Raw genomic sequence first — 12,433 nt, 5'->3', positions numbered from 1 at the left:
GAAGGGCATCACGCTTTCAGCGTGCGGTCCCACGGAAACAGCTTGCGGCCGAGCACCCCGAGCACGATGTCGGTCCCGAGGCCGATGACCCCGATCATCAGGATCGCCGCATACACGTTGTCGAAATGCTGGTAGCGCGCCTGCTGGCTGATGTACCACGTGATGCCCGAACTCGTGCCGACGAGTTCGGCAACGATCAGGTAAGTCCACGCCCAGCCGAGCAGGATCCGCTGGTCGCGATACAGGTCCGGCAGCACACCGGGAATCACGACGTGGGTGAGCAGCTTGAGCTTCTTCGTGCCGAGCGTCATCGCGGCCTCGAACAGCCCGTATTCGAGCTTGCGTGTCGTGTTCGCGATGATCAGCACCTGCTGGAACAGCGTCCCGATCACGATGATCGCGATCTTCGGTGCGTCGTAGATGCCCAGGATCGCGACCATCAGCGCGCCGAAGGCCGGCGCGGGCAGGTAGCGGAAGAACTCCAGGAACGGCTCCTGAAGTCTCGCGAGCGCGCTGAAGGTGCCGCAGACGATGCCGAGCGGCACACCGATCGCGGACGAGATCACGAAGCCCCAGAAAATGATCCGGATGCTGTGCCACAGGCTCTCGTGCAGCCATACGCCGTCGCGGGATGCGGGCGGGGTCGTGAATGCGGTGTAGAACGCGCGCAACACCTGATGCGGCGCGGGCAGGTAGACCGGATTCGCGCGCACGCCCTCCGGCACGGCCGCATGCATCTCCCGTGCATGCGCGAGCTCGTCGTCGAAGACGTCGCGATCGATCTGCATGCCGGTCTGGAAATAGTCGACGCTTCCCGGATTCGTGATGCGCATCTGCGGATGCCAGACGAACGGCACATAGCTGATCAGGCACCAGACGGCGAACGGCAGCAGGAAGGACGCCAGGCCGAGCGTCCATTTGCCGCGCGTCGTCAGTTCGCGGCGCACGGCCAGCCATCCGGTCGTGTTGCGGGTCATTGACATGGGGATCTCCGTATCGTTTCGGGTGCCGGTCGCGCGGTGCCCATGGCATCGCGCGACCGGACGTTCATTGCGAGGCGCTGCTCGCGGCATGTGCGCGGTAAGCCCGCCAGCCGCCGAAGCGCGTGATGTCCGTCGCCTCGTCGAGCGCCGCGCTTTCGCACAGGAAGCCCTGCACGCGCGACCCGTCGGCGAGCGTCAGCGTGCCGATGCCGAGCGGCGCCGCAATGCCCGCGACGAAGCTGCCGTACGCGTCGACCGGCATCTCCCAGATCTCGACCGCGATCGGCGCACCGCCGTCCGGCACGCGCACGAGCCCCGGCTTGGCGACGCTGCCGCCGGATGCCGCGCCGGACAGCGCGTAGAGACGGTACGTGGCCGCCGTCGTCGTCGCCGCGACGAAACGCGCGCGTCGTTGCGTGAGCTGCCCGTTCAACGGCTCGCCTCGCAGATGCGCACCGACGACGGCCACGCGCACGACGCCGGTGGATTCCGTCGGCGCCGCGTCCGCCGTTGCAGCGTCCCCGGCCTCACGGACAGCCTGATCGCCGTCGACCCACGCCTGCGCGAGATCGAGCAGCCGCGCATCGTCGTGCGCGCGGCCGACGAACGTGATCCCGAACGGCAACCCCGCGTGCGACCCGGTCTTGCAGACGCCGGCAGGCACCGCGATCGCCGACAGGTCGAGCAGGTTGACGAAGTTCGTGTAGTAGCCGAAGCGCGAATTGATGCCGATCGGATCGGCTTCGAGCGCGTCCACGGTCGCGGTCGTGGCCGAGGTCGGCATCACGATCGCGTCGAGCCCGGCCCATGCGCGGCCCGCCTCGACGCGCAGCGTCGCGAGCCGGTCGAACGCGGCGAACGCGTCGGCCGCGCTGAAGCGCGACGCGCCGCCGACGATCGTGCGAATCACCGGATGGAGCGCATCGGGCTCCCGCGCGGCGAATGCGCCGAGTGCGGCAAGCCGCTCGGCAACCCACGGGCCCTCGTAGAGCAGCCGCGCGGCGGCCAGGAACGGGCTGAAATCGATCTCGACGATCCGCGCGCCCGTCGCCCGCAGGCGTTCGAGCGCCGCCTCCCAGGCCGCACGATACGATTCGTCGCCGAAGAATTCGAGCTGATCGGCACGCGGTACGCCGAAACCCCACTGGCCGAGCGAACGCCCCCGGTCGACATCCGGCAGCGGCTGCCATGCGCGCCCGTAGGGATCGCCTTCGGTCACGCCCTGCGCGACGGCGAACACCGACCGTGCGTCGGCCGGCGAGTGCGCGAACACCGACACGCAATCGAGCGACCGGCAAGCCGGCACGACGCCGAGCGTACTCAGCACGCCGCGGGTCGGCTTGAGTCCGACGAGCCCGTGAAACGCTGCCGGCACGCGCCCGGAACCGGCCGTGTCGGTACCCAGCGAGAACGCCGCGACGCTGAGCGCGACCGCCACCGCCGACCCCGAACTCGATCCGCCCGACGCATAGCGCGGATCGAGCGCATTGCGGCACGCGCCGTACGGCGAGCGCTGCCCCGACAGCCCGGTCGCGAACTGATCGAGATTGGTCTTGCCGACCGGAATCGCGCCGGCCGCGATCAATCGCTCGACGACGGGCGCGCTGCGATCCGGCGTGTACGCATAGGCCGGACAGGCCGCCGTCGTCGGAATGCCGGCGAGGTCGATGTTGTCCTTGATCGCGAACGGCACGCCGTAGAGCGGCAGCGACGCGATGTCGCGCCCGGCCAGCGCGTCTGCGTAGGTCGTCATCTCGGCGTGCGTCAGCGGCCGGATCCACGCATGATGCGGATCGCCCGCGTCGAAATGCGCGGCGATCGCGTCGACGAGCGCGTGCGGCGTCAGGGTGCCCGCCTCGTAGCGCGCGCGCAGCGCGGCGATCGAGCCCGGCCCGGGCAGCGGCGAACGTTGTGTCGTGCTCATGCCACCTCCTCGGCGGCGCCGGTCTTCTGCACCATCAGCCGCTGGCCGGCCACGACCGCCGCGCCCGGCGCGCAATCGATTGTCTCGATCGTGCCGTCTTCCATTGCCGTCACCGCCACCTCCATCTTCATCGATTCGACGATCGCGACGACCTGCCCTTCGGTCACGCGCTCGCCGGGTTCGACCAGCACCTTCCACACGCTGCCCGACACGTCCGCGGCAATCGCGCGCTGCGTATCGTCGAGCGCGGTCGTTTCCCGCGCCGCCTGCGCGTCGCCCTGCTCCGCTTCGCCGACGTACTCCGCGTGCCCGGCCGCCCGCCACCGCTCGCGCTCGGCTTCGAACGCGGTTTGCTGCGCGGCCTTGAACGTCGCGATCGACTCCGCCTCGTCGCGCAGGAAGCGGTTGTACGCGCCCAGGTCGAACACGGATTCCTCGATCTTCAGCGACGCGCGGCCCGCGATGAAATCCGCGCGCAGCGCAGCCAGCTCGGCCTCGCTGACTTCGTAGAAGCGGATCTCGTCGAAGAAGCGCAGCAGCCACGGTTTGCCGGCTTCGAACTCCCGCGTGGTGCGGTGACGGTTCCACATCTGGACGGTACGGCCGACGAACTGGTAGCCGCCGGGCCCTTCCATGCCGTACACGCACAGATACGCGCCGCCGATGCCGACCGCGTTCTCGGGTGTCCAGGTGCGCGCGGGGTTGTATTTGGTCGTCACGAGCCGGTGCCGCGGATCGATCGGCGTCGCGACCGGCGCACCGAGGTAAACATCGCCGAGCCCCATCACCAGATAACGCGCGTCGAACACGATGCGCTTCACGTCGTCGATGCTCGCCAGCCCGTTGATCCGCCGGATGAACTCGATATTGCTCGGACACCATGGCGCATCGGGCCGCACCGACTGCATGTAGCGCTCGATCGCGACGCGCGTCGACGGGTCGTCCCACGACAGCGGCAAGTGCACGATGCGGTTCGGCACGCGCATGTCGGCCACGTCGGAGAGTTCCCGCTCCGCAGTCTGCAGATGCGCGAGCAGTGCATCGAGCGGCAGCACGCGTGCATCGAACTGCACCTGAAGCGAGCGGATGCCCGGTGTCAGGTCGAGCATGCCGGGCAACCGGTGCGCGTCGAGCCAGCACATGAGGGCGTGCACGCGAAAACGCAGGTTCAGGTCGAGCACGAGCGGCCCGTATTCGACCAGCACGTTGCGGTCGCCCGAGCGCCGGTAGACGACACCGATGCCGCCGCCCGCCGACGGATCGCGATGCAGCACGCATTCGCCGGGCGTAGCGGAGGCAGCAGTGGCGACGTCGCGCGTCGGTTGCGCGACCGCAGCAGCCGGCTTCCCGGCCGACGCGGCCGCGCGCACGAACTGCACGGTATCGCCCGGCCGTAACTGCCCGAGCTTCCACAGCTCGTCGCGCACGACCGTCACCGGGCACACGAAGCCGCCGAGGCTCGGGCCGTCCGGGCCGAGGATCACCGGCATGTCGCCGGTGAAATCGACCGCGCCGATCGCATACGCGTTGTCGTGGATGTTCGACGGATGCAGGCCGGCCTCGCCGCCGTCCGCGCGTGCCCATTGCGGTTTCGGTCCGAGCAGCCGGACGCCGGTGCGGCTCGAGTTGTAGTGGACCGTCCACTGCGTGCCGTAGAGCATCGCGATGTCGTCCGGCGTGAAGAAGTCCGGCGCGCCGTGCGGCCCGTCCAGCACACCGAGCGTCCACGCATGCGTCAAGGCGGGAATGTCGTCGTCGGCCAGCGTCGCGCCGGCATCGCCGCGCCCCGCGTCCGCGTGCAGATGCAGCACGTCGCCCTTGCGCAGCGCGCGCCCCGCGTGACCGCCGAACTGGCCGAGCGTGAAGGTCGCCTTGCTGCCGAGATAGTCGGGCACCTGCAGCCCGCCTTTCACGGCCAGGCACGCGCGCACGCCCGCGCCCGTCACGCCGCCGAGCTTCAGTACCGCGCCCGGTCGAGCGCGCAGCACCTGCCAGAACGGCGCGGGCTCGCCGTCGAGCGTTGCCGCGAGCGGCGCACCGCCGAGCACGAACAGCGTCGCGGTGTTGAAGCGCAGCGTCGCGCCGACCATCGTGAATTCCAGCCCGGCCGCGTCGCGTGCGTTGCCGAGCAGCGCGTTGGCGAGATCGAACGCGCGATCGTCCATCGGACCGGACGGCGGCACGCCGACGCTCCAGTAACCGATGCGCCCGGGCGTCTGCTGCACGGTGGTCTGCACGCCGCTGTCGAGCACGTCGATCGTGTGCGGCGCGAATGCGAAGCGCGACAGGAACGCCGTCGTCGGCGCGCCGCGCGCGAACGTGTCCGAGCCGGCAATCGCGCGCAGGTAGTCGAGGTTGGTTTCGATCCCGTACAGCTCGGTCCGCGCCAGCGCGGCCTGCAGTGCCGCCAGCGCGTCGAGGCGCGTATCGCCGCGCACGATCAGCTTCGCGAGCAACGGATCGTAATGTGCGCTGACCTCGGTGCCCGCGTCGATCCAGCCGTCGACGCGCACGTCGTCCGGAAAGGCGACATGCGTGAGCACGCCGGCACTCGGCTGGAACTGCTTGTGCGGATCTTCCGCATAGAGCCGCACCTGGATGCTCGCGCCGCGCGGCGCGACGGTGAGCGTGTCGAGCGGCGGCAGGTCGCCTTCGGCCTGCAGGATCATCCATTCCACGAGATCGATGCCGGTGACTGCTTCGGTCACGCAATGTTCGACCTGCAACCGCGTGTTCACTTCCAGGAAATAGAAGCGGCGCGCGTTCGCGTCGAACACGAACTCGACCGTGCCGGCCGACGCGTAGCCGACCGCGCGGGCGAGCCGCACCGCGCTCGCGTGCAGCGTGTCGCGCTCGGCATCGGTCAGGTCCGGCGCGGGTGTCTCCTCGATCACCTTCTGGTTACGGCGCTGCACGGAGCAATCGCGTTCGCCGAGCGCGATCGCGCCGCCGCGGCCATCACCGAAGATCTGCACTTCGATATGCCGCGCGTGCTCGACGAATTTCTCGAGATACACGCCCGCATGCGCGAAGTTCGCGTTGCCGAGCCGCACGACGGATTCGAAGGCCGCCTCGAGCTGCGCGGCGTCACGGCACAACGACATGCCGATCCCGCCACCGCCGGCCGTACTCTTCAGCATCACCGGATAGCCGATCGCATCGGCTTCGGCGAGCGCCGTCGCCACGTCGTCGAGCAGGCCCGTGCCCGGCAGCAGCGCGACACCCTGAGCGGCCGCGAGCGCGCGCGCGGTGTGCTTGAGGCCGAACGCGCGCATCTGGTCGCCGCGCGGCCCGATGAAGCGCACGCCGGCCGCTTCGCATGCATCGGCGAAACCGGCATGCTCGGACAGGAAGCCGTAGCCGGGATGCACGGCCTGCGCGCCCGTCTCGCGCGCGGCTGCGAGGATCGCCGCGACGTTCAGGTAGCTCTCCGCCGCCGGCGCGGGGCCGACCCGCACGGCTTCGTCGGCGAGCGTCACGTGCCGCGCGTCGCGGTCGGCGTCCGAGTAGATCGCGACCGACGCGATGCCGAGCCGCTTCAGCGTCCGGATCACGCGGCACGCGATTTCGCCGCGGTTCGCAACGAGGACTTTGGCGAATCTCATTCGGCCTCCCACACGGTGAGACGCACGGGCGTCGGGTTGTAGCCGTTGCACGGGTTGTTCAGCTGCGGGCAGTTCGAGATCAGCACGGTGACGTCCATCTCCGCGCGCATCTCGACGTACTTGCCGGGCGCGGAAATGCCGTCCTCGAACGTCAGCCCGCCGAGCGGTGTGACGGGTACGTTCATGAAGAAGTTGACGTTGCCGACGAGGTCACGCTTGGTGAGCCGCGCGCCCGTGCCGCACGTGCAGTGCGCGATTGCATTGAGGAAGCTGTCGCGGCAGTTGTGCATGTGCCGCTTGTCGAGCGCATAGCGCACCGTGTTGCTCTCGGCCGCGCATGCGCCGCCGAGCGTGTCGTGACGTCCGCACGTATCGGCGACGATCGTCGCCATCGCGTTGCCCCGGCTCGACAGCAGCACACTGCCGGCGCTCAGGTACAGGTTGCGCTGCGCGCGGATCGTGTCCTGCGCGCTGTAACGCTCCTCGGGGTCGTCGGACCGGTAGAACAGCGTGTCGACGGCCTGGTTGCCTTCGAGGTCGAGGATACGGAAGACCTGCCCGCGCTTCAGGTCGTGCAGCCACGGTTCGCCCGCGTTCAGCGTGATGTCGTGGATCGCGTCGCGCGGGTCGAGGCGGCTTTCGATGATCGGCATGGTGCGGCTCCTTACGCGAACAGGCGGTCGGTGTTGGTGAAGCCGCGCATGTTCTCGGCGCACGCGCGCCGGCACGGATCGTCTTCGGGTGCGGCGGCGTCCGCCGGATACGCGCGGTACGCGATCAGCTTCACCGGCTTCGGCGCATAGTCCGCACGCGGATCGAGCGGATGCGGCGCGGTCGAGAATGCCGCGAGCGTGTTCATCTCGAAGCGCAGGTCGACGGCACTGCCGGCCGTCGAATGGCCGGGGACGAAATCGAGCGTGCCGTCGTCCCCCGTCTCGAGCTTGCTGAAGAAATTGACGTTCGCGGCGAGGTCGCGCGCCGACAGCCCGTATTTCGCGAGTTCGAGCACGAGGCTGTCGCGGCCGTTGCGGATCATCGCGTTGCGATCGGCCTGGTACGTCGTCGTGCCGTACTTGTGTGCGAACAGGCGCGCATCGCCGACGCCGCCGAGCGGGTCGTGCCAGCCGAGCGTGTCGGCCGTGATCGACGCGATCACGCGCCCCATGTCCGTGTACAGCGCATGGCCGCGCGTGAGATGCGCGGTGTGCTGCGCCTTCAGCGTATCGGCCATGTTGTAGCGTTCGAGCGGGTCTTCCTGGCGATGAAATACGGCGGACAGGTTCGCGCCGCCTTCGACATCGACGATGCGCAAGGCGAGGCCGCGGCGCAGGATGCCGGACCAGTGGGTCCCGGCGGGAATCAGCGTTTCCCACGCGACGTGCGGGGGTGGGGCGAGGACGGCTTGGGGGCTCGGCGACATGGCGGCTCCGTGGTCGGTTGGATAAAAGGCGTGAGAGGGCGACCGAACGACATCGCGACCTCCCGGGCTTTTATCCCTCCGTGGAGCCTCGCCGCTGCCTCGTATCGAGGCGAAGGCAAGACCGGATTGCTCTCGGACCAGGCATCGTGCGGCGCGAACGCCGCATGACCGGAACCCTAGCGATCCTGAAGATGATGCAAATTGCTTCGCACCTCTCGGGCAACGATCAAGCGAGTTGCGTGCCAGCCTCGACGAAACGGCTGCACAACGCGGTGCGGCGGCCCGCGCGTGCGCCGCGTGCACGACATGCCGGCGGCCCCGTGCCCTCGCGGCGGGCGTGCCGCGCACCAGGCGAACGCGATCCCGCACCGGCGCAGTGCGTGTCGCATGCGCATGCACGGCACGATCCGCAGTGGCATGGGCATTGCATCGATGGCGGCACCTACACTCGACATCCGACCGCTCATGAACAAGCTCGACCTGCTCCGGCGCGCGCTGACAGCCCTCTTCTCCGCCCGCTTCATCGAACTGCAACGCGCCGCTCGCCGCCGCTGAGCCGCCCTCGTCGCACGTCGTTGGCACGGTTCTCGCTCGGCATGACGCCGAGAGGTGCGGCGGCGTCGCATCTTAGGGATGCTAGGGTTCCGGTTCATCGAACGTCTGGTCCGAGAGCAGCCCGGCACGGGTTCGTCCGATCGCGAGAGCGGACGCGCACGCGCTACACGGCGGGACAAAAGCCCGGGAGACTGGCGATGGCAACGGCCATCGCGCCTCTCCGTGGCCGCTTCGTTCGTTCCGCATCCGCAGGAACCGGCTACGCAGCCGGACCGTGCTCCTGCACGGTCCGTATCGACGATCCCGATCCCGGTCTCCTGGAGAAACACGATGAACCGTCCCGCCTCGGCACTCCGCCGCCTGCTGTCCTTCCGTTCCGCCCGTCGTGCATTGGGTGCCGCCGCCACGGCCGCGGCGCTGCTCGCGGCGCCCGCCGTTCACGCGGCGGCGCCGCTGAAGATCGGCTACAGCGACTGGCCCGGCTGGGTCGCGTTCCAGGTCGCGCTCGACAAGGGCTGGTTCAAGGAGGCCGGCGTCGACGTCGATTTCGAATGGTTCGATTACTCGGCGTCGCTCGACGCGTTTTCCGCGGGCAAGCTCGACGCGGTCGCGGCAACCAACGGCGATGCCCTCGTGACGGGCGCATCCGGCGCGAAGAACGTGATGATCCTGCTGACCGACTATTCCGCCGGTAACGACATGATCATCGCGAAGCCGCCGCTGCGCAGCGTCGAGGGGCTGAAGGGCAAGAAGGTCGGCGTCGAGCTCGGCCTCGTCGATCACCTGTTGCTCGAAACCGCGCTGCAGAAGCACGGATTGAAGGATGGCGACGTGACGCTGGTCAATGCGAAGACCAACGAACTGCCGCAGGTGCTCGGCTCGTCGACCGATGTCGCCGCCGTCGCCGCATGGCAGCCGAACGCGAACGAGGCGTTGAAGCGCGCACCGGGCGCACGCGCGATCTTCACGTCGGCCGACGCGCCGGGGCTGATCTACGATGCGATCACGGTCGCGCCCGCGAGCCTCGCCGCGCGCCGGGCAGACTGGGCCAAGGTGATCAAGGTCTGGTACCGCTGCGTCGCGTACATCAATGACCCGAAGACGCAGGCTGATGCGGTCAGGATCATGTCCGCGCGCGTCGGGCTCACGCCGGAGCAATACCTCCCGCTGCTGAAAGGCACGCACCTGCTCGACGAAGCCGCCGCGAAGCATGCGTTCCGCAAGGGCGACGGTCTCGATTCGATCTACGGCTCGACGCGCAACGCGAATGCGTTCAACGTGCGCAACGGCGTGTACAAGCAGTCGCAGAACGTCGATGCGTATATCGATCCGCGATTCGGGATGTCGAACTGACCGTTGCGTGCGGTCGGACCTTTGACGGCGCTGTCAGGCTGGCGAGGCGCCTCCCCGGTTCATCGAGCACGGGGAGGCGCATTTTCGAGGATGTCGAGGCATGCGTCACCAGTCAGCGGTGCTTGCGCAGCTGATCGCGCGCTTCACCGGTCGCGTGTTCGGCAATCCGAAGATGATCGACGATTCGATCGGGATCCCGTGACTTTTACCGCCACGAAATCCCCCTTTCCCAAGCCCGCCTCTTTTCCATCATTGCGCTCATTCTCCTCGATCGTTTCTCAAACAAAAATTGATTGATTTGGCGAAACCGCATTCGCATACTGCGCAAGCTTCGTTCGCAATGCGTTGTCGTTGTCCTGAATCGGTCCCGACGCGCTGTGCCAGCGGCAAGCGGGATCGATATCGCGCGGTTTCCACTCTCTCGATGGAGAAACGTCATGGGCGTTACCGTCATTCCCCGGCTGCTCGGCCTGAAGGACGAGAAGAAGATTGCCACCACCGTTGGTGAAGCCCGGTTGAGCGGGATCAACTACCGGCATCCCGATTCCGCGCTGGTGTCCTATCCGGTCGCCGCCGCCGCGCCGTTGGGTACGCTGCCCGCCGGCAACTACAGGATCGCCATCGTCGGCGGCGGAGCAGGCGGCATCGCCGCACTCTACGAACTGGGCCGGCTCGCGGCGACGCTGCCGGCAGGAAGCGGCATCGACGTGCAGATCTACGAAGCCGATCCCGATTCGTTTCTTCATGACCGGCCGGGAATCAAGGCGATCAAGGTACGCGGGCTCAAGGCCGGAAGAGTGTCGGCGGCGCTCGTTCACAACGGCGATCCCGCCAGCGGCGACACCATTTACGAAGTAGGCGCGATGCGCTTTCCGGAAATCGCCGGATTGACCTGGCATTATGCGTCCGCCGCATTCGGGGACGCGGCACCGATCAAGGTATTTCCGAATCCGGGCAAGGTGCCGACCGAATTCGTGTTCGGCAATCGGGTCGATCGTTATGTCGGGAGCGATCCGAAAGACTGGGAAGATCCGGATTCGCCGACGTTGAAGGTACTGGGCGTCGTTGCCGGCGGGCTGGTGGGCAACCCGCAAGGCGAGAATGTCGCGATGTATCCGATCGCCAATGTGGATCCGGCCAAGATCGCGGCGATCCTGAATGCGGCTACGCCGCCGGCCGATGCCCTCGAGCGGATTCAGACGAAGTACTGGCCCGAGTTCATCGCGCAATACGATGGCCTGACGCTCGGCGCGGCCGTCCGCGAGATCGTGACGGTTGCGTTCGAGAAGGGAACGCTGCCGCCGGTCGACGGTGTGCTCGACGTCGATGAATCGATCAGCTACTACGTCGAACTGTTCGGCCGCTTCGGCTTCGGCACCGGCGGCTTCAAGCCGCTGTACAACATCTCGCTGGTCGAGATGATGCGGCTGATCCTCTGGGACTATTCGAACGAATACACGCTGCCGGTCACGGAAAACGTCGAGTTCATCCGGAATCTGTTCCTCAAGGCCCAGGACGTCGGCGCCGGCAAGCTGGCCGTCCAGGTTCGTCAGGAACGCGTCGCGAACGCCTGTCATTCCGGCACCGCGTCGGCGCGCGCACAACTGCTGTCATACGACAGCCATAACGCCGTCCATTCCGAAGCCTACGATTTCGTGATCCTCGCCGTCCCGCACGATCAGTTGACGCCGATCGTCAGCCGCAGCGGCTTCGAACATGCCGCCAGCCAGAATCTGGGGGACGCGGGCCTGGGCCTCGAAACGCATACGTACAACCAGGTCTATCCGCCGCTGCTGCTGAGCGATAGCAGCGCCGCCGCAAACGCCCGGATCGTCACGGCGATCGGCCAGCTTCACATGGCGCGCTCGTCGAAGGTGTTCGCCACCGTCAAGACCGCCGCGCTCGACCAGCCGTGGGTCCCGCAATGGCGCGGCGAACCGATCAAGGCCGTCGTCTCCGACAGCGGCCTCGCTGCGAGCTACGTGGTACCGAGCCCCATCGTCGAAGACGGCCAGGCGCCCGAGTATTCGAGCCTGCTCGCCAGCTACACGTGGGAGGATGATTCGACCCGGCTTCAGCACGATTTCGGGTTGTATCCGCAAAACCCGGCAACCGAGACCGGTACGGCGGACGGGATGTACCGGACGATGGTGAATCGCGCGTATCGGTACGTGAAGTATGCGGGCGCGTCGAACGCACAACCGTGGTGGTTCTATCGGCTGCTCGCGGAAGCACGCACGGCGGACCGCTTTGTCTTCGACTGGACGACCAACAAGACGGCCGGCGGCTTCAAGCTCGACATGACGGGCGACCATCACCAGAGCAACCTGTGCTTCCGGTATCACACGCATGCGCTCGCCGCGTCGCTCGACAACCGCTTCTTCATCGCCAGCGACAGCTACAGCCACCTCGGCGGCTGGCTCGAAGGCGCGTTCATGAGCGCACTGAATGCGGTGGCGGGCCTGATCGTGCGCGCCAATCGCGGCGACGTGAGTACGCTGTCCACTGAGGCACGTCCGCTCGTGATCGGTCTGCGGCCCGTCGTGAAGGTCCCCGCAGCGGAGCTGGCCACCAGCCAGTAATTCGCGAACGA

7 protein-coding genes and 2 riboswitches are annotated in these 12,433 nt (G+C 67.6%); of the genes, 2 read left to right on the top strand and 5 right to left on the bottom strand.

What is annotated here, in order from left to right; all coding sequences use genetic code 11:
• Window positions 1-8: 8 nt before the first annotated feature.
• The 5 genes from APZ15_RS35565 to APZ15_RS35545 all read right to left on the bottom strand — a co-directional run bounded on the left by APZ15_RS35565 (window position 9) and on the right by APZ15_RS35545 (window position 7,932).
• Window positions 9-983 (bottom strand): ABC transporter permease, encoded by a 975-nt coding sequence (locus APZ15_RS35565; RefSeq protein ID WP_027792689.1) that lies wholly within the window; start codon window positions 981-983, stop codon window positions 9-11.
• Between the two features lie 64 nt (window positions 984-1,047).
• Window positions 1,048-2,907, bottom strand: a complete 1,860-nt coding sequence (gene atzF / locus APZ15_RS35560) for an allophanate hydrolase (protein WP_027792690.1) — start codon at window positions 2,905-2,907, stop codon at window positions 1,048-1,050.
• Complete coding sequence (gene uca / locus APZ15_RS35555) at window positions 2,904-6,512, bottom strand: urea carboxylase (protein ID WP_027792691.1); 3,609 nt, start codon at window positions 6,510-6,512, stop codon at window positions 2,904-2,906. Before uca ends, atzF begins: the two co-directional genes overlap by 4 nt.
• A complete protein-coding gene (locus APZ15_RS35550; RefSeq protein WP_027792692.1) occupies window positions 6,509-7,165 on the bottom strand; it encodes an urea amidolyase associated protein UAAP2 in 657 nt (218 codons plus the stop codon). The genes uca and APZ15_RS35550 overlap by 4 nt, the downstream gene beginning before the upstream one ends.
• An 11-nt stretch (window positions 7,166-7,176) precedes the next feature.
• The gene (locus APZ15_RS35545) at window positions 7,177-7,932 is read right to left on the bottom strand and encodes an urea amidolyase associated protein UAAP1 (protein WP_027792693.1); all 756 of its coding nucleotides are present in this window, start codon (window positions 7,930-7,932) and stop codon (window positions 7,177-7,179) included.
• Window positions 7,933-7,989: 57 nt separating this feature from the next.
• Window positions 7,990-8,123, bottom strand: a riboswitch (guanidine-I (ykkC/yxkD leader).
• Between the two features lie 434 nt (window positions 8,124-8,557).
• Window positions 8,558-8,679, top strand: a riboswitch (guanidine-I (ykkC/yxkD leader).
• Between the two features lie 138 nt (window positions 8,680-8,817).
• Between APZ15_RS35545 and APZ15_RS35540 the strand changes: the two genes are divergently transcribed.
• Window positions 8,818-9,840 carry an ABC transporter substrate-binding protein gene (locus APZ15_RS35540; RefSeq protein ID WP_027792694.1) on the top strand — a complete coding sequence of 341 codons (1,023 nt, stop codon included), beginning with the start codon at window positions 8,818-8,820 and terminating at the stop codon, window positions 9,838-9,840.
• Between the two features lie 437 nt (window positions 9,841-10,277).
• The gene (locus tag APZ15_RS35535; protein WP_027792695.1) at window positions 10,278-12,422 is read left to right on the top strand and encodes a flavin monoamine oxidase family protein; all 2,145 of its coding nucleotides are present in this window, start codon (window positions 10,278-10,280) and stop codon (window positions 12,420-12,422) included.
• Window positions 12,423-12,433 lie beyond the last annotated feature (11 nt).

The organism is Burkholderia cepacia ATCC 25416 (assembly GCF_001411495.1).
Taxonomy (GTDB): domain Bacteria; phylum Pseudomonadota; class Gammaproteobacteria; order Burkholderiales; family Burkholderiaceae; genus Burkholderia; species Burkholderia cepacia.
Note: the sequence above shows the minus strand (reverse complement) of the source record. Positions and strands in the feature narration are given on the sequence as shown.

Excerpts from the sequence above, each read along its gene's own strand:
- APZ15_RS35535 (WP_027792695.1), top strand. The coding sequence starts at position 10,278 with ATGGGCGTTACCGTCATTCCCCGGCTGCTCGGCCTGAAGGACGAGAAG.
- uca (WP_027792691.1), bottom strand. The coding sequence starts at position 6,512 with ATGAGATTCGCCAAAGTCCTCGTTGCGAACCGCGGCGAAATCGCGTGC.
- APZ15_RS35540 (WP_027792694.1), top strand. The coding sequence starts at position 8,818 with ATGAACCGTCCCGCCTCGGCACTCCGCCGCCTGCTGTCCTTCCGTTCC.
- atzF (WP_027792690.1), bottom strand. The coding sequence starts at position 2,907 with ATGAGCACGACACAACGTTCGCCGCTGCCCGGGCCGGGCTCGATCGCC.
- APZ15_RS35565 (WP_027792689.1), bottom strand. The coding sequence starts at position 983 with ATGTCAATGACCCGCAACACGACCGGATGGCTGGCCGTGCGCCGCGAA.
- APZ15_RS35550 (WP_027792692.1), bottom strand. The coding sequence starts at position 7,165 with ATGCCGATCATCGAAAGCCGCCTCGACCCGCGCGACGCGATCCACGAC.
- APZ15_RS35545 (WP_027792693.1), bottom strand. The coding sequence starts at position 7,932 with ATGTCGCCGAGCCCCCAAGCCGTCCTCGCCCCACCCCCGCACGTCGCG.